Annotated in this window: 18 protein-coding genes and 5 tRNA genes; 12 read left to right on the plus strand and 11 right to left on the minus strand. The window is 58.0% G+C overall.

Annotated elements, in window-relative coordinates; translation table 11 throughout:
* Window positions 1–36: 36 nt before the first annotated feature.
* Complete coding sequence (locus Ga0074115_RS10260; RefSeq protein ID WP_006474759.1) at window positions 37–258, plus strand: hypothetical protein; 222 nt, start codon at window positions 37–39, stop codon at window positions 256–258.
* Between the two features lie 13 nt (window positions 259–271).
* On the opposite strand, the gene Ga0074115_RS10265 is transcribed toward Ga0074115_RS10260, so the two are convergent.
* Entirely contained in the window at window positions 272–721 is a 450-nt protein-coding gene (locus Ga0074115_RS10265; RefSeq protein WP_057955430.1) for a thermonuclease family protein, read from the minus strand.
* 18 nt (window positions 722–739) lie between these two features.
* Window positions 740–816, minus strand: a tRNA-Arg gene (locus Ga0074115_RS10270).
* Window positions 817–990: 174 nt separating this feature from the next.
* Here Ga0074115_RS10270 and Ga0074115_RS10275 point away from each other — a divergent pair.
* The 4 genes from Ga0074115_RS10275 (at window position 991) to Ga0074115_RS10290 (ending at window position 1,386) form a co-directional block, all read left to right on the plus strand.
* Window positions 991–1,067: transfer RNA gene (locus Ga0074115_RS10275), tRNA-Pro, on the plus strand.
* A 9-nt stretch (window positions 1,068–1,076) separates the two neighbouring features.
* Window positions 1,077–1,153 (plus strand) — tRNA-Arg (locus Ga0074115_RS10280).
* Window positions 1,154–1,181: 28 nt separating this feature from the next.
* A tRNA-His gene (locus Ga0074115_RS10285) sits at window positions 1,182–1,257 on the plus strand.
* 53 nt (window positions 1,258–1,310) lie between these two features.
* Window positions 1,311–1,386 (plus strand) — tRNA-Lys (locus Ga0074115_RS10290).
* Here the strand turns inward: Ga0074115_RS10290 and Ga0074115_RS16295 are convergent.
* The 3 genes from Ga0074115_RS16295 to Ga0074115_RS10305 form a co-directional block, all read right to left on the minus strand.
* On the minus strand, window positions 1,374–1,703 hold the full coding sequence (locus tag Ga0074115_RS16295) for a transposase (RefSeq protein WP_060528486.1): 330 nt from the start codon (window positions 1,701–1,703) through the stop codon (window positions 1,374–1,376). The genes Ga0074115_RS10290 and Ga0074115_RS16295 overlap by 13 nt on opposite strands.
* A 138-nt stretch (window positions 1,704–1,841) precedes the next feature.
* Window positions 1,842–2,783 carry a hypothetical protein gene (locus Ga0074115_RS10300; protein ID WP_232433039.1) on the minus strand — a complete coding sequence of 314 codons (942 nt, stop codon included), beginning with the start codon at window positions 2,781–2,783 and terminating at the stop codon, window positions 1,842–1,844.
* A 432-nt stretch (window positions 2,784–3,215) separates the two neighbouring features.
* A complete protein-coding gene (locus tag Ga0074115_RS10305) occupies window positions 3,216–3,542 on the minus strand; it encodes a hypothetical protein (protein ID WP_232433040.1) in 327 nt (108 codons plus the stop codon).
* Between the two features lie 247 nt (window positions 3,543–3,789).
* Here Ga0074115_RS10305 and Ga0074115_RS10310 point away from each other — a divergent pair, with 247 nt between their 5' ends.
* Genes Ga0074115_RS10310 through Ga0074115_RS10325 form a run of 4 tightly spaced genes read left to right on the plus strand, consistent with a single transcriptional unit; the run spans window position 3,790 to window position 5,350 of the window.
* Window positions 3,790–4,323 carry an RNA polymerase sigma factor gene (locus Ga0074115_RS10310; protein WP_057955428.1) on the plus strand — a complete coding sequence of 178 codons (534 nt, stop codon included), beginning with the start codon at window positions 3,790–3,792 and terminating at the stop codon, window positions 4,321–4,323.
* Window positions 4,320–4,670, plus strand: a complete 351-nt coding sequence (locus Ga0074115_RS10315; RefSeq protein WP_005959759.1) for a hypothetical protein — start codon at window positions 4,320–4,322, stop codon at window positions 4,668–4,670. Before Ga0074115_RS10310 ends, Ga0074115_RS10315 begins: the two co-directional genes overlap by 4 nt.
* On the plus strand, window positions 4,657–4,854 hold the full coding sequence (locus Ga0074115_RS10320) for a hypothetical protein (RefSeq protein ID WP_057955427.1): 198 nt from the start codon (window positions 4,657–4,659) through the stop codon (window positions 4,852–4,854). The genes Ga0074115_RS10315 and Ga0074115_RS10320 overlap by 14 nt, the downstream gene beginning before the upstream one ends.
* A complete protein-coding gene (locus Ga0074115_RS10325; RefSeq protein WP_057955426.1) occupies window positions 4,847–5,350 on the plus strand; it encodes a DUF3106 domain-containing protein in 504 nt (167 codons plus the stop codon). The genes Ga0074115_RS10320 and Ga0074115_RS10325 overlap by 8 nt, the downstream gene beginning before the upstream one ends.
* A 45-nt stretch (window positions 5,351–5,395) precedes the next feature.
* Here the strand turns inward: Ga0074115_RS10325 and Ga0074115_RS10330 are convergent, their stop codons facing one another.
* From Ga0074115_RS10330 to Ga0074115_RS10350, 6 genes are read right to left on the minus strand one after another with little or no spacing between them, the layout of a single operon-like run.
* Window positions 5,396–5,713 (minus strand): circadian clock KaiB family protein, encoded by a 318-nt coding sequence (locus Ga0074115_RS10330; protein ID WP_057955425.1) that lies wholly within the window; start codon window positions 5,711–5,713, stop codon window positions 5,396–5,398.
* Window positions 5,714–5,725: 12 nt separating this feature from the next.
* Window positions 5,726–6,112 carry a response regulator gene (locus Ga0074115_RS10335; protein WP_005959762.1) on the minus strand — a complete coding sequence of 129 codons (387 nt, stop codon included), beginning with the start codon at window positions 6,110–6,112 and terminating at the stop codon, window positions 5,726–5,728.
* A 52-nt stretch (window positions 6,113–6,164) separates the two neighbouring features.
* Complete coding sequence (locus Ga0074115_RS16810) at window positions 6,165–6,608, minus strand: sensor histidine kinase (protein WP_332311056.1); 444 nt, start codon at window positions 6,606–6,608, stop codon at window positions 6,165–6,167.
* 18 nt (window positions 6,609–6,626) lie between these two features.
* Entirely contained in the window at window positions 6,627–8,498 is a 1,872-nt protein-coding gene (locus Ga0074115_RS10340; RefSeq protein ID WP_232433042.1) for a PAS domain-containing sensor histidine kinase, read from the minus strand.
* Window positions 8,495–9,763, minus strand: a complete 1,269-nt coding sequence (locus Ga0074115_RS10345; protein WP_060528487.1) for an urea ABC transporter substrate-binding protein — start codon at window positions 9,761–9,763, stop codon at window positions 8,495–8,497. The genes Ga0074115_RS10340 and Ga0074115_RS10345 overlap by 4 nt, the downstream gene beginning before the upstream one ends.
* The gene (locus tag Ga0074115_RS10350; protein WP_060528488.1) at window positions 9,760–12,549 is read right to left on the minus strand and encodes a sensor domain-containing protein; all 2,790 of its coding nucleotides are present in this window, start codon (window positions 12,547–12,549) and stop codon (window positions 9,760–9,762) included. The genes Ga0074115_RS10345 and Ga0074115_RS10350 overlap by 4 nt, the downstream gene beginning before the upstream one ends.
* Before the next feature lie 226 nt (window positions 12,550–12,775).
* On the opposite strand from Ga0074115_RS10350, the gene Ga0074115_RS10355 reads away from it, so the two are divergent.
* The 3 genes from Ga0074115_RS10355 (at window position 12,776) to Ga0074115_RS10370 (ending at window position 15,363) form a co-directional block, all read left to right on the plus strand.
* Complete coding sequence (locus Ga0074115_RS10355; protein ID WP_057957190.1) at window positions 12,776–13,996, plus strand: argininosuccinate synthase; 1,221 nt, start codon at window positions 12,776–12,778, stop codon at window positions 13,994–13,996.
* Window positions 13,997–14,423: 427 nt separating this feature from the next.
* On the plus strand, window positions 14,424–14,699 hold the full coding sequence (locus Ga0074115_RS17105) for a hypothetical protein (RefSeq protein ID WP_057957191.1): 276 nt from the start codon (window positions 14,424–14,426) through the stop codon (window positions 14,697–14,699).
* Between the two features lie 97 nt (window positions 14,700–14,796).
* Window positions 14,797–15,363, plus strand: coding sequence for a hypothetical protein (locus Ga0074115_RS10370; protein WP_060528489.1), 567 nt, complete (start codon window positions 14,797–14,799; stop codon window positions 15,361–15,363).
* Window positions 15,364–15,377: the final 14 nt, after the last annotated feature.

The following is a 15,377-nucleotide window of genomic DNA, read 5'->3' on the forward strand; positions in this document are numbered from 1 at the left end:
ATAGACGAGTTGCATGTGCTGCCAACGGTGGGGCAGGTGTCTGAGAAGAAGAAACCGGGCGTTGCGGATGCCTCCTGGGTGCGGCTTAATCCCGCTGCGCTGGAGGCCGATGTGGCGTTTTTTGAGGCTCGCCTCGAATTGGTGGGAGAGCCTAGTACCGCTTATGAAGTTGCCCAGCGCAAGGCCTATCTGGCGTTGTGTGATTCGCTGCAGGAGATGATTGACAGGTTGCGCGGAGACTCGGAGCGTGCTGGATAACCTCCTGTTTTTGCTAGCGCCTGCGCCCCGATTTCCAGATTCCCATACCGTACTGACGTGCCCGTGATTCAGCCTGCCGATAGCGCCGAGTGTGGGTTGGGTCGAGCGTCGAATCCGGCACAAATCTGGCGAGTCCCGCCTGGACCATTCGCAGATTAATCTCAGCTCCCCCATGAAACAGCGTTCCCAGCAGCGCGCCGTCTGGCATCAGCGATGAGTAGATGACCGTGACAAAACGCCCGGCGACCAGTGTCTGGAGCAGCTTGCGGGCGTTGTTGGCCGAGTGGGAGGTGGTTGGTGGTTCGATATGAGCCAGCAGGACGATGCGTTGCCGGCCATCCTGAGTCGAAAGGTGCAACTGGTTGCCGCTCTCGATAGCGATGACCTGGCCGGTGATGCTGGCAGATGTCTCTGCTGTGACCAGCCCGGGCAGCAGCAGGAGAAAGAGAAAAAAAAGACGCATGCCGCTTCAGTCTTGGATTGGCGCCCTCGAGAGGATTCGAACCTCTGACCTATCGCTTAGGAGGCGATTGCTCTATCCTGCTGAGCTACGAGGGCAGGCAACAATTATCAGAAGAAACAGTAGTTTATCGTGCGGTAGGTGATCGGGCAAGCTCGAAAAAAGAGATTCCGATGCGGCTAGTAAAAACAGATTTGACCTGGTCGAGTCAGATCAGTATGATGCCGGCTCTTCGCGCTCCCTGGGTGGGTTGTGAGACAAGGCCCAGGATTCGGGGTATAGCGCAGTCTGGTAGCGCGCCTGCTTTGGGAGCAGGATGTCGGGAGTTCGAATCTCTCTACCCCGACCAATTAACTCTGCGCCCGTAGCTCATCTGGATAGAGCATCGGCCTTCTAAGCCGAGGGTAGCAGGTTCGAGTCCTGCCGGGCGTGCCAGTTCGCTCCAGGCGACGACAGTTTTATGGTGGACGTAGCTCAGTTGGTAGAGCTCCGGATTGTGATTCCGGCGGTCGTGGGTTCGAGACCCATCGTCCACCCCAGGTGACAATACGGCTTCCAGTTACGCTGCGAACCGTTAAATATTTAGCTTATTGGGCCGTTAGCTCAGTTGGTAGAGCAGTGGACTCTTAATCCATTGGTCGAAGGTTCGAATCCTTCACGGCCCACCAAATAAAAGGCTTACATCATTTTTTGATGTAAGCCTTTTTGGTTTTATGAGATGGGTGGTCGAAGAATACGTTCCTGCGCTCCTCGTTACTGTGCGAGGATTGGCTGACAGTCGGGTGCGCTCATCTCGTTTATCGGTGAATGCATCGAGGACTTGTTCGGTGTTCGCCAATGTTGCGGTTGCGTAAATCTGGTGCGGCTTGGCAGCAACTTTTTTGCGCTGCTTCCAGTTGATGTAGCGCAAGGAGAGGTGCACCTGATGGGCGATACAGAGCTGAATTTGGGGTGTAGGTAAACGACTCAAGAGCTGAAGGATCATCCTTCACGGTTCTCCTACCCAAGGTCATATTTAGCCGCTCCTGGCTATAGGTCCAAAGCCTGCGAGTGGAAAACTCCTCAACCTCAGCGCCTTATTGTTTTACAAGCTGCTCTATTTAGTCGACATCCCATCGCCAATCTACCTTGGAGGGATTTCTAGCCACAATTCAACGACGCCAGGACGCGGTTTCTTCCCGTGGTAGGAGATGAACGATTCCGCCACGACATTGAGTACGTCGTGATCAGGATACCCTAAGCTCCGCAGGGCAGCGGTGGCCTCATCCGCGAGGCGCTCTGCGGTCTCCTTATCGTCGAGATGGAAATAACGGACCTCATGTTTTCTGGTTGCTCCGCCCTCGCGGTCCTCTCCAGGAACATAGTAGCCCTTTGCCTTTAGAGCAGCTGACAGGGCCTCAGCCTGTTCGCGACGTCCTCCAGCGAATTGGAAAAACACGGTTGTTTTGTTGCGTGCCTGTATGAGACGCTGCTCTGCCTTCGTGGCATCTGAAATTACAGTCAAAATGGCGGCGGTTCTTTGATTTGGTGTTTGTGCTAGTTCACTCTCGGAACCAAAGTCAGCGGCTGTGGTGATGGTGTTCAGTTGATTTACCTGTTCCGCCAGCACTTTCAGTTGGCTTGAAAGGGACTTTACGCTTGAGGCAAGCGGTTGTATTTCTTGCGAATACATGGCTATTAGATTCTGTGCGGTAACATTTAGTGCTTTTACCCTTTCAATAGTCTCATCTAGGTTTTCCGCCTGAGGTTGGAATTCATCTAGCTGTTTTTCCAGGCGTTGGATGACTTGGTTGGCACGCTTGGCCATGAATCGAGTCTCGGCCACGCGTTCTGTGATTTCGGCACGCTTGGCTTTTATTTCTTTGTCGATTGAGTCTGCGATCTCCGATTTAATCTCGGACTTGATGTCAGAGACAATATCCCAGCTTACGAATCCGAGCGCACCGATAACGGCCAACCCAACAGTTGCATAGAGCCGGAATAATGCGGGACGGACCCGTTCGGTTACCCTCTCGGCGAGTTGCCGTTCCAGAAGTTCGATCCGATCATCGTCTATATCTGCCATTATTGTCCCCGCTTGTCGCGATACTCATTTCTCATGGTTCACCTCTAATTCTCTAGAATTAATGAGGTGCCCACTATATCGGGCAAGTTCCAAGTCCGAGTGCATTGTGTTGTTAGGGAGCCGCTATCATCGGAATTTGGTTCCGAGTTGGTAGATACACTTACATCTCTTCCGCGACATCTACAAATGAATCAATCTGGCTGAGAGCATAGACTAGGAAGCCTCTGAACAAGTCAAGGACCTACATCTTGCTGCCAAAATACGAGTTCATGACTTGATTAGAGGCTCCTTAAGGGGCACAGCATCCTTAATAGAACGAATGCTGGCCGGACGCCTCTTCCAGGTATAAAAGCCGCCGAATGTTACCTGGAGTCAATGACACCATTGATTGGTGCCTTTTTACGGATAGGTGCAATCCGTCCTGTTGCCAGCTTACTGCTGACGCAGTCTTGCCAACTCTTCGCGCAATTCCAGTCGTTCTGCTTTGATGTGCTGGCGCAGGGCTTTTCTAGCCTTGCGTTCCGTTTGTTCGCAGGTGCGATAGGCGTGGCGATCTGCTGCCTGTTGAATGCATTGCTCGGCGCTCTCCAGGATCTTTATCCACTCCAGGTGGCTCTCTGATTCGGTCGCCTTGAATCGCTCAAACAGGTTCTTCCGCGCTTCAGGATCAAGCTGGTGGAGTGACGGGGCTGATGCCCCTGCTGCTGGTAGGATGCTGATCAAGCCTAACAGAGTGATGGTGAGGATTTTTCTGCACATGGATAACTCCTGTAACGGTTCACTCCAGATAACGCAGCATGTGCTGAAAGGTTGACAGGGTATTGAGGTTTTTTTCAGGGGGCATCCCATGTCAACCGTGGGATGAATGGCGCGTTATTAGAGGTAGAGAAGCCTTGGGATGGAGCACTAGCCGTTGCTCGCTCAGTTGGAGTATGGTGCTGGCACTATCCCCGCTGGTGAATGTGGGAAGAATGGATGTCGAGTGAGAAGAGGAGCCTAACGGTCCATGCGCGCCGAAATGGAGCGGTTTCTGGGGGGTGTCGAACGACGCGCCTACCGTATGAGTGAAATCGCCACAGGGAATCGTGAAGAGGCTCTGGACATCGTGCAGGATGCGATGCTGGCGTTGGTGCGGAAATATTCGGACCGGCCCGAGGCGCAGTGGGCGCCGTTTTTCCACCGCATCCTGCAGAATCAGATCCGCGACTGGCAGCGCCGTCGCAGTGTGCGCCAGAAGGTCTTTACCTGGCTGAAGATAGGCAACGAGGAGGATGGGGTGGGCGAGCCCCTGGAGAGTCTGCCTGACCCACGCAGTGAGCAGCCGGAGCGGGGGCTGCAGCGGGAGGCGTTGGCTGAGACTCTGGAGTTGGCGCTCAGACGACTGCCGTTGCGCCAGCAACAGGCCTTTATGCTACGCGCCTGGGAGGGGCTAGATACTGCCGCCACTGCCGACGCCATGGGCTGTTCCGCGGGCAGTGTTAAGACTCACTATTCGCGTGCGCTGGCGGCCTTGCGGGGTCGCCTGGAGGTGTATCGATGAACAAACAGAGTGATGAACAAGCGCTGATTCAGCTATTGCAGCGTCGTCTTGATGAAGGCGTGGAGCAGCTCGACAGCGACACCCGTGAGCGTTTGCGGCAGATGCGTCACACAGCCCTGGAGACACTGCCGCAACCCCGTGTCTGGTGGCAGAGCCCGCTGCTGGGTGGAGTCATGGCCACCGCCTCGGTCACGCTGCTGGTGCTCTACCTTTGGGTTGGTACACCGGTGGCTGTTGATGAGGGGTTGCTGCTGGATGACCTGGAGTTGCTCAGCAGTGAGGATCTGGAGCTCTCCAGTGAGCTGGAATTCTATCTCTGGCTGGAGAGTGAACGTGGCACGGGGTGAGTGGCAGCTTGAAATTGTCTGTGTGCTGGCGTGCTGGCTGATCGTCACACCGCTCAGAGCGGAGGAGATGCCGGCGCTAGAGTTGCTGGAGTTTCTCGGCAGCTATGACGATGAGGAGCGCAACATGATCGAAGATGAGCTTGAAGAGATGGCTCCGGTATCAGTGAGAGACGACCATGATTAATCGACGCACGATTCTGTCACTGCTGTTCTGTCTGAGTTGTGGTGCCGCTCCGCTGGCGGCGGCTCCTAGTTGGGATGCGCTGAGTGGTGAGCAACAAAAGGCGCTTGGCTCGTTGCAGTCCAAATGGGATGCTCTGCCAGAAAAGCGTCGGGAAAACCTGCTGCGTGGCATTGATCGCTGGCAGAAAATGACACCGGAACAGCGTAAGCGGGCCAAAAAACGTCTCAAGCGTTGGCAGAATCTCTCCCCAGAAAAACGTAAAAAGATCCGTCAGAAACTCAAGCGTTTCAGGGCACTGCCTGCGGAGAAGAAGAAGGCCCTGCGGAAGAGTTTCAGGCAGTTCCAGGCGCTGCCAGCGGACAAGCGCAAGAAGCTGCGTGAACGCTGGAACAAGCTCCCCCCGGAGCGCAAGAAGCGGTTGCAGGAGCGTGTGCAGCGGATGTCACCAGAGCAACGCAAAGCCTTCAAGCGGCGCATCAAGCGCAGCCTCGATTAAGGGGCCTCTGAATGAATTTGGACGAGCAGAATTGTGAGGCCAAATTCATTCAGAGGTTCCCTGGTAATCGTTGTGGCCCAGTGAATCCTGTTGAATCAGCCCCAGCAGTAGAAGGATGTGGTGGGGGTCACTCAGATCACCGATCAGGCGTTGGGTGGGAGCCGGCAGCTCTCTGATCAGCGTAGGGGTGGCGAACACTCCGTCGGCAACGGCCTTTTGTACGTCTTTGAGGATGTCAGTCACCTGCAGGTCAAACTGCACCAGTTCGGACTTCTCCAGTGCATGACTTAAGGCCCTGGCGAGTTTCTCGACCACCGGATCGCCATTGGCGACATAGAGTTTCAACAGATAATGCGTGCTCATGGGGGCTCCGGCTCAGTAGCTTTGGGCCTGTTCCAGTACACCCTGGACGATCAGGCGGATCTGCTCTCCACTGAGGGGCTTCTGCCCCAGCCCGAATTGCAGCCCCTCTTTGGCGGCGGCGGCGAGTTCCTGCAGAAATTCCGGCATGAAGGCGGTGACGATGTAGATAGGGATATCTGGCGCCATGCCCTGGCGGATTCGGCGCAGGGTCTCGACACCGTCCATGCCAGGCATCTTCAGGTCGAGAAAGATGAAGTCAGGCACCCGCTGTTTGACCTGGTCGATACCTGCGGCGCCGCCAGCGGCGCTGCTGACCTCATAGCCGGTCTCTTCCAGGGCCAGCTCGAAGGCTTCGCGCACTGCTGCATCATCGTCAATGATCAGGATCTGTTTGCTCACCGCTTCTCTCTTCCTGTTGGATTTGCCTCATAAGTATAGTTTTTTTGCCGCATCAATGGTTCCACTTTGGTAGGCAGATGTGGAAACAGGCGCCCCCGGTGGTGTTGTTTTCAGCCTGCAGGGTTCCACCAAAGCCTTCGATGATGCTGCGTGAGACCGACAGACCCAGGCCAGTGCCCTTGCCCACCGGCTTGGTGGTAACAAAGGGATCGAACAGCCGCTCTGCCACCTCCTCTGCGATGCCTGGCCCGCTGTCGGTGATTGCCAGGCAGACCTGCCTCTCCTCGACGCTGGACTCGACCCGAATCTCGCGTTTGTCACTCTCGCCAATGGCGTCGCGGGCATTGATCAGCAGGTTGAGTAGCACCTGCTGGATCGCGTTTTTACGGGCATCGACAGCAGGCAGGGCCTCAGGGAAATCGATCTTGATGGTGATCTGGTGATGGCGAAGGTCGGCGCTGATCAGGGCCAGGGTTTGTTGCAGGGTCTCGATCAGATTAACTGCCTGACTCCCTCAGTCGCTGGGGTGTGCGAAGATCAGCATGTTCTGCACGATAGTCTTGATACGGTGCAGTTCATCCTCCGCTTTGCCGAGGATCTCTGCTGATCTGGCGTGTTCGGTGTGCCTGCAGGCGTACTGCACATAGTTAACCAATGCCATCAAGGGGTTGTTGATCTCATGGGCGACGCCGGCGGCGAGGGTGCCGAGGGCGGAGAGCTTTTCGGTCTGCACTAGCGCCGACTGAGTGCGGTGGAGCTCCGTCAAGGCGCTGTTCAACTCATGGTTGCTCGCCTCGAGGGCCGCTTCAGTGTTGCGCAGTTCGGTGATCTCATACATCCAATGGACATAGAGCGGTTCACCTTGGGTGCTGCTGCCAGCAGACATGGAGTGGGAGAGGAAGGTGCGCCCATCTGCCAGGGTGAGTTCCTCCCGGTGCTGGTCGACTGTGCTCGGCTTGGGGTCTGAGCCACCGGCCGCACAGTCGGGCAGTGGGCCGTCGCCTTTTGGAAAGAGTTCCCAGTAGAGTTTGCCCAGCACCCGGTCGTGCTCTGCCTTAGCCTCCACCACATAGGCCCGATTGGCGCGCACCACCCGTCCCGCCTGGTCATGCAGAAACAGGGGTGAGCGAATGGTATCAAACACCCGGTGCCACTCGGCCCGTGCCCGTTCAGACTCCTGACGCCGCGCCTCTGTCTCTACCTGGGCGGCGGTGAGCGCCTTCAGATCGGTCACCATGGTGTCGAAACTGCGCGACATTTCGCCCACTTCATCCTGTGCATCGGTGGCCAGGCGATGTTCCAGATCGCCACTGCCGATGCGCTCGGCCCCGCGTGCTAGCTGCTGGATCGGTCCAGTGATGCTGTGTGCGAGACGCATCGCCGCAAACACCACTGCCAGCACCAGCGTGATCAGAATTGCGATGGTCCAGCGCTGCAGCTGCCGGATTGGGGCAAACGCCTCGCGGGCATCGATCTTCGCCACCAGTCCCCAGTTCGGATAGGGAAGGTAGCGCCAGACTGCGAGGATCGGCTCGTCGCGATAGTCGACCGAAAGCGCAGCACCCCGTTCTCCCTGAACCGCCTTCTGGATCGGCATGCCTGCCTTTGAGTCAAAAGCGATCTGCATCTTAAACGCAGCGTCCGGGGCGAACTTGAGCGGTGCCAGGATGGTTGCTGCATCCGTGCTGCGTTGCGCGAGCACAATTTCGCCGCTCTCACCCAGCCCGCGAGTGTCACGGCTGAATGTGTAGATCGAATCCGCATTGATCTGGATGGCGACCACGCCGATAAACCGGTGGACGTCGTAGACTGGAGCGGCGATGAACGAGGCCGGGCGGTTGGAGGGGGCATAGTATTTGAAGTCGGAGAAGGCCACGTCGAGCAGGGTGAAGGCGCGCTTGAAGGCTGCGGCCAGTTCGCTTTCCCGGTAGGGGCCGTTGAGTAGATTGGTGCCCAGAGTATCCTCGCCAGCCAGGGTCAGGATGATGTCGCCATCGGCGGCGATGAGGAACAGAGCGTCGTCGCCTGAGTTCTCTTTGAGGGTGTACAGATAGGGCTGGATCCGTGCTGTGGCCTGCTGGTAGTCAGGCGAGCCGATGCCGGAATCGTGAAAGATCGGTTCCAGCCGGGCGATCGACTCGGCCACCAGGGGACTGCTGGCGAGGATTGAGATGTCCTGCTTGCGTTCCAGGAAGAAGCGGTTGATGAGGGCGGCCCTGGCTTCGGCGGCGGCAGTGAGATCGTCGAAGGTCTGGCGGTAAAGTGTCTCTCGGGCAGTGGTGAAACCGAGCACAGTGATCAGCAGCAGTGGCAATAGCGCCACCGCCAGCACTGTCGTGAGGAGACGGGGGTAGAGACCCCGGGACAGCGGCCAGCGGCGCTTCATGGGGTGGTCGCCTTGGGGGCCTGCCAGTTGCCCTGCCAGCGCCGCTGCAACTGATCCAGAAAGCGGTTCCACTCGGCGCGGTTGCGCGACAGCGGATAGGGGTTGGGTTGACTGGGGCGGCCGGCGCTCCAGACGATATCGAAATCACCCTCGCTGTTGATTCGGCCGATGCGCGGCGTCTTCCAGAGGTGGCGGCTGATCGGATCGACATAGACCATGCCGCTGGGGGCGTCGAATGCCTGGTTGAGGATCATTGAGCGCACCACCTCTACATTGGCGGTACGCGCCTCCCTGACCGCCGCGGCCCATAGCTGCACCGCCAGATAGCCGGCTTCCATCGGATCGGTGATGCGCCGCCCGGCGCCATAGCGTTTGCGGAAGCGCTCGATGAAGGCCTGATTCGCCCCGTTTTCGATGCTCTCAAAGTAGTTCCAGGCGGCGTAGTCGCCGGCCACCTGCGGCAGGCCGATGAACTCCAGCATATTCTCGTCGATGCTGAAGGAGAGGGTGGGGATCTGTTCGGTGCTGATGCCAGCGCGGCGCAGGGCGCGGAAGAAGCTGATATTGCTGTCGCCGGTGATGGTGTTGAGGATCACATTCGGGCGGATCTTGCTGATTTCCTCCACCAGTTTGTCGACTTGGTGCCCTCCCAGTGGCAGATAGTGTTCGCCGACGATCTCGCCACCAAGCGCGCTGCTCAGGTCGCGGATGATGGCGTTGGCGGTGTGGGGAAAGATAGAGTCCGACCCCACCAGGAAGAGCCGCTGGCCGAGGTTGTCGAGCGCCCATTTGACCGCCGGGATGATCTGCTGGTTGGGTGCCGCACCCAGGTAGATGATGTTGGGCGATTGCTCCAGCCCCTCATACTGTACCGGGTAGAAGAGCAGATGGTTGTGGCGTTCCACCACCGCCTTGACCCGTTTTCGGCAGCCGGAGTTCCAGCAGCCAAACAGGGCGGCGACCTGCTCCTGGGTGATCAACCGCTCCGCCTCGCGGGCGAAGGTAGGCCAGTCAGAGCGGCCATCCGCCTCGATCGCCGCCAGCGGTCGGCCGAGCAGACCGCCAGCGGCGTTGATCTCTTCCACCGCCAGTTTCATTGCATCTGCCACCGGACGTTCGCTGAGAGTCATGGTGCCGGTGAAGGAGTGCAGGATGCCAATGCGGATCGGCTCCTGAAACGGGCGCTGGTTAGTGTAGAGATACCAGAGCCCGAGTGCTGTCGCGCTCGACAGCAGCAGGCTGAGCAGGGTGGCGTAGCGTTTCATAGAAACTGCTTAGCAAACTGCTCTGTTGGAACGGGTCGGCCCAGCAGGTAGCCCTGGCCGTAGGGACAGTTGTGCTGGAGCAGAAACAGCCGTTGCTGTTCGGTTTCTATCCCCTCGGCGATGACCCGCAATCCCAGACTCTGGCCGATGCCGATTACCGCTGAGGCAATCGCGGCGTTACCCGGGTCGCTGGGGATGTCGCGGATAAACGACTGGTCGATCTTAAGCCGCTCCACCGGCAGGCGTTTGAGGTAGGCCAGCGAGGAGTAGCCGGTGCCGAAGTCGTCGATGGAGAAGGTGATGCCCAGCGCACGCAGGGCGTTGATCTGTTCCAGGATTGCTTCCGATGCATCGATGAACAGGCTCTCGGTGATCTCCAGCTCTAGGTTTTCTGGTGGCAGGCCGGTCTGCTGCAGACATTGTTTGACCTGGAGCTGGAGGTTGCCGCGGGTGATCTGGATCGCCGAGAGGTTGATCGCGATGCGTTCAAAGCGGGCGCCGGCCTTGAGCCAGCGGGCTGCCTGATGGCAGGCCTGCTGCATCACCTGAGCGCCGATCTCGCCGATTAGGCCGCTCTGCTCGGCGATTGTGATGAACTCTCCTGGCCCGACTAGTCGGCTATCGGTCTGCTGCCAGCGCACCAGTGCCTCCATGCCGCTGAGGGCGCCGCTCAGCAGATCGAACTGGGGTTGGTAGTGGACCACAAACTGCTTCCGGGCAATCGCATGGCGCAGTTGCGAGGCGGTGTCGAGGTGGCGTTGGGCGTTGGTGGTGAGTGCGGTCTCGTAGAACTGGTAGGCGTTGCGGCCGCTCTCCTTTGCGCGGTACATGGCGCTGTCGGCGTGCTGGATCAGATCAGCGGCAGTGGCGCCGTCTCCGGGAAACAGGCTGATGCCAATACTGGCTGTGATAAACAGCTCACGTCCCTCCACCGGGAACGCCTCGCGGAACTGCGCCAGCAGCTTCTCTGCGATGATCGCCACATCCGCCTGCTGGTCGAGGCGTTCGATTACCACCAGGAACTCGTCACCTCCGAGCCGTGCCACCATGTCGGGGCCGCGTAGTGCCCGCCGCAGGCGATCTGCCACCTTCTGCAGCACCCGGTCGCCGACGCGGTGGCCGAGGCTGTCGTTGATGGTCTTGAAGCCGTCTAGGTCGAGGAACATCACCGCGCTGCGCTTATCCTCCCGCCGCGACCCGCCGATGGCGTGTTCCAGCATTTCGTCGATCAGCAGCCGGTTGGGCAGGCCGGTGAGGGGGTCGTGTTGCGCCAGGTGTTCGAGTTTCTGCTGTGCCTGCTTGACGGTGGTGATATCGGAGAAGACCGAGACATAGTGGGTCAGCTCGCCGTTGGGGTCGCGGACTTCGGAGATGGTGAGCCACTCGGGGAAGGATTCGCCATTCATGCGGCGGTTCCAGATCTCGCCCTGCCAGCGGCCGCTGTTGTGCAGCGCGGAACGGATCTGCTGAAAGAACTCATCGTCGTGCAGCCCGGAAGAGAGGATCGATGGCTTCTGACCCACCATCTCCTCGAAGCTGTAGCCGGTGATCTCGGTGAAGGCGCGGTTGACCGCCACGATGCGGTCCTGCGGGTCGCAGATCATTACTCCTTCGGCGGTGCTCTCGAACACTGCGGCGGCCTGGCGCAGCTTCTCGTCGGTGGCCTTGCGCTCGGTGATGTCGCGAGCGGTGGCGATGATGTAGCGGCTTTGATCCAGGTCCACCTGGGTGGCGTAGACTTCGACATCGAGCAGGTTGCCGTCGTGGCAGCGCAGGCGGTCGAGGAAGTAGAGCGAGCCTGCATGGGTGATCTGCTCGCGGAACTGGTCCCAGTCACTGATATAGGTGGAGATCTGCGGCAGCCGCAGCGTGAGTATCTGTTCATTACTGTGACCGGTGTAGTGGCAGGTACGCACGTTAACGTCGATCAGCCGGCCATCTTCATAGGCGAGGACCAGGATCGCCTCCATGCTCTGGTCGAGCAGGTCGCGGAACAGCTGCAGGCGTACTGCCGACTCCTTCTCGGCGGTGATGTCGAATAGCAGACCGCCTAGGCAGCCATTTCCATCCTGACCCTGGATCGGAAACTTGCAAACCCGCCAGGCGTGGGGCTGGTGGTCAGCGCCAATGCCGAGCTGTTCGGTTCTGAGTGGTTCGCTCTGTTGCAGCGCCTGGCGGTCGGTGCGTTCGAATTCGATGGCGGTGGGCAGGGGGTAGAGGTCGCGGTCGGTCATGCCCAGCAGCTGCTCCAGCGGCAGCTCGAACTGCGCCTGCCAGGCGCGGTTGCCATAGAGATAGCGTCCCTGCGCATCACGAATGAAGGCCTGCGCTGGGATCAGGTCCATGAAGTGCTGGAAGCGTTGCTGGCTCTCCTGCAGGGCCTGCAGTATCGCGTGCTGCTTGGTGATGTCGGTGAAGATGCAGTAGCTCTGCAGCTGCCCCTGTGGGGTGCTGGCGATGCGCCCCTCGAAGGTGACCAGTCGTTCACTACCGTCCTTGTGACGCATGCGGAGCTCTGTCTGGTGGGTCTGACCGTTCTGCTTGAATTTGGCGAAGTGGGTTCTGAACAGTGCGCTGTCGTCAGCGTGCAGAAAATCACCGAACCAGCGCCCGACCACCTCATCTCGCTGATAACCCAGTGTGTTGAGCCAGGCCTGGTTGACCGCCAGGACGTTCCCCTTGCCATCCAGTAACTGATAGGGCAGCGGGGCCTGTTCGAACAGCCGTTGAAAATCGAGAAAAGGGGCGTCGTGGCTCGAGGTACACTCTTGTGTGGGTGGTGTCATCGCATCGGCTCGGGGCTTCTGTTCCTATTTCAGCGGTTGCGCTGGATAGTTGAATCTGGATTCAGAAGTGGGTGAGAGTGCTGTTTGGTCCGCTATTGTCCCGAGTGTAGTTGATGTCTTCTCGGACAGGTGGCGCTGATGTCGATTCAAGGCCACTGAAAATCGGTTATACTGCGCCGTTTTTCGGGAGATCCCCGTAGTTTTCACCATTGGGAGATGCAACGCGATGTCCAAAGACGGCGTGAAGAAAGTTGTACTGGCCTATTCGGGCGGTCTGGATACCTCCATCATCGTTAAATGGCTGCAGGATGAGTACCAGTGCGAGGTGGTAACCTTCACTGCCGATATCGGCCAGGGCGAGGAGGTCGAGCCGGCCCGCGCCAAGGCGGAGGCCGCCGGTATCAAGGAGATCTACATCGAGGATCTGCGCGAGGAGTTCGTGCGCGACTTTGTCTTTCCGATGTTCCGTGCCAACGCCATCTACGAGGGTGAGTACCTGCTCGGCACCTCCATCGCCCGCCCGCTGATCGCCAAGCGGCTGGTAGAGATCGCCAGGGAGACCGGCGCCGATGCCATCTCCCACGGCGCCACCGGCAAGGGCAACGACCAGGTCCGCTTTGAGCTGGGCGCCTACGCGCTGATGCCCGACGTCAAGGTCATCGCCCCCTGGCGTGAGTGGGATCTGCTCTCCCGCGAGAAGCTGATGAGATACGCCGAGGAGCATGGCATTTCGGTGGAGCAGAAGCGGGAGGGTAAGAAGTCCCCCTACTCGATGGATGCCAACCTGCTGCACATCTCCTACGAAGGTTACGACCTGGAGGATCCCTGGACCGAGCCCGGCGAGGATATGTGGCGCTGGTCGGTCTCTCCCGAGCAAGCGCCGGATGATCCGACCTACATCGAGCTGACCTTCGAGCAGGGCGATGTGGTTGCCATCAACGGTGAGGCGATGAGCCCGGCAACGGTGCTCGAGAGCCTCAACAAGCTGGGCGGTGCCAATGGCATCGGCCGTGCCGACATCGTTGAGAACCGCTATGTTGGCATGAAGTCCCGCGGTTGCTACGAGACTCCCGGTGGCACCATCCTGCTGAAGGCCCATCGGGCGATGGAGTCCCTCACCCTGGATCGCGAGGCGGCCCACATGAAGGACGAGCTGATGCCGCGCTACGCCAAGCTGATCTACAACGGCTACTGGTTCGCTCCCGAGCGCGAGATGCTGCAGGCGGCCATCGATAACACCCAGCAGGTGGTCAACGGTGTGGTGCGTCTCAAGCTCTACAAGGGCAACGTCTACGTTGCCGGTCGGAAGTCGGACACCAACAGCCTGTTTGATGAGTCGATTGCCACCTTCGAAGATGATGCTGGTGCCTACGATCAGAAGGATGCCGAGGGCTTCATCAAACTCAACGCCCTGCGGCTGCGGGTGGCGGCGTCAAAAAAAGCCTAGGGAAGCCCTGAGCAACCCTAGTCCTTCTCCCCAGCTTGATGGTAGAGGCCCGGCCGTTTGGCGGTTCGGGCCTTTTTTTGCGTAGTGATTGGTGTCTGCGGCTGCAAGCTTAAGGGTTCGCTATCGTCGCTAAAGCTTTTGAGTTGCATGTTTGCAATCCGGAAGACTGCATTTGTGCAGGGGAAAAGCTGTCCGGATACGCATAAAACAAAAAATTATCGTGAGCATGTGGCAAAACGCCACAAGCTACTATTGGAAATACGCCCGGCACTTGGTTATGAGGTGGGCATCCACAATTTCAAAAACTATGTGTTGCGTGGCAGTGACAAATATTTTGAACGCATCAGGAAGGGTCTGCAGCGTATCCCCTAGGCGGCTGAGGAGTAATCGCTGATGTCTCTGCGCAAGAGCAGGCGGCCTTGGCGAGGTGATCAAAGTAATCAATGGTATCACTGAGCAGGCCAATCTGCAGGCCTTGAATGCCGCTATTGAGGCGGCCAGCTCTTCGGTGCAGGCAGCGGCTTGGGGCAAGGAGTTTATGTTGCTGGCCACGCCGTTAGAGGGCCTGGTTTCACAGTTTCTGCTAGCCGGTAAGGCGAAGACTGTGGCAGCGACGCCTGAGCGTGATGAGGTGGAACTATCATTGAGTGCAAACGGTAATCCATTTTTTCTTGCGTCTATCGAAATTCCAGATTGTGTTTAACCGGCCGATAGGGTCGGGTAGATGGGGTGATCTGGTGTAGTGCCGTCCGCCCAAGTCCAATAAACACTCTTGGGTTCTTCTTCCGAAAAGTTATGTTATGGAAAACCAATTTAAAATCGATTGTTATGCGGACCGGCTGAATATCCTCTATGCCAATCTCAACCAGAGTATTCTGGTTACCCTGATGGTGATTTTGGTATTGGCGTCCATCCAATATGACGTAGTAGCACACTCGATCCTCACCAGCTGGATTCTTGTGCAGCTTCTGGTGCTGATCGGGCGTTTCTGGTTGGGGCTGAGGTTTGCCAAAAAAGCCCCGATGAATAGTGATCTGCGCAAGTGGGGGCGCAGATTTTTTATTGGTGCTGTATCCACAGGACTGGTCTGGGGCGCTGCCGGACTAGTCTTTTTTCCCAGTGACTCCATTGCGCTGCAGGTGTTTACCGTGTTGGTGTTGGCCGGCCTCGCTGCCGGTGCGTTGACGGTCCTCGCGGCTGATTTTTCCTCTTATGCTGCGTATGCCTGCACCACTCTGTTACCGGTGACAGTCAACTCTGCTATCTATGCTGATCGACTGCATATTAATCGTTCCGAAAGTATTGGCAGTCTATTTTTGAACTTGCCAAAATATACTTTGTATCTGACATGCGGAAGAAACTCTTAATCAGCGAAGTGCGC

It is taken from the genome of endosymbiont of Ridgeia piscesae (assembly GCF_001443665.1).
Taxonomy (GTDB): Bacteria; Pseudomonadota; Gammaproteobacteria; order Chromatiales; family Chromatiaceae; genus Endoriftia; species Endoriftia persephonae.

Coding starts and splice junctions, on each gene's coding strand:
- Ga0074115_RS10265 (WP_057955430.1), bottom strand. CDS start 721: ATGCGTCTTTTTTTTCTCTTTCTCCTGCTGCTGCCCGGGCTGGTCACA.
- Ga0074115_RS16295 (WP_060528486.1), bottom strand. CDS start 1,703: ATGATCCTTCAGCTCTTGAGTCGTTTACCTACACCCCAAATTCAGCTC.
- Ga0074115_RS10300 (WP_232433039.1), bottom strand. CDS start 2,783: ATGGCAGATATAGACGATGATCGGATCGAACTTCTGGAACGGCAACTC.
- Ga0074115_RS10305 (WP_232433040.1), bottom strand. CDS start 3,542: ATGTGCAGAAAAATCCTCACCATCACTCTGTTAGGCTTGATCAGCATC.
- Ga0074115_RS10310 (WP_057955428.1), top strand. CDS start 3,790: ATGCGCGCCGAAATGGAGCGGTTTCTGGGGGGTGTCGAACGACGCGCC.
- Ga0074115_RS10315 (WP_005959759.1), top strand. CDS start 4,320: ATGAACAAACAGAGTGATGAACAAGCGCTGATTCAGCTATTGCAGCGT.
- Ga0074115_RS10325 (WP_057955426.1), top strand. CDS start 4,847: ATGATTAATCGACGCACGATTCTGTCACTGCTGTTCTGTCTGAGTTGT.
- Ga0074115_RS10330 (WP_057955425.1), bottom strand. CDS start 5,713: ATGAGCACGCATTATCTGTTGAAACTCTATGTCGCCAATGGCGATCCG.
- Ga0074115_RS10340 (WP_232433042.1), bottom strand. CDS start 8,498: ATGAAGCGCCGCTGGCCGCTGTCCCGGGGTCTCTACCCCCGTCTCCTC.
- Ga0074115_RS10345 (WP_060528487.1), bottom strand. CDS start 9,763: ATGAAACGCTACGCCACCCTGCTCAGCCTGCTGCTGTCGAGCGCGACA.
- Ga0074115_RS10350 (WP_060528488.1), bottom strand. CDS start 12,549: ATGACACCACCCACACAAGAGTGTACCTCGAGCCACGACGCCCCTTTT.
- Ga0074115_RS10355 (WP_057957190.1), top strand. CDS start 12,776: ATGTCCAAAGACGGCGTGAAGAAAGTTGTACTGGCCTATTCGGGCGGT.
- Ga0074115_RS10370 (WP_060528489.1), top strand. CDS start 14,797: ATGGAAAACCAATTTAAAATCGATTGTTATGCGGACCGGCTGAATATC.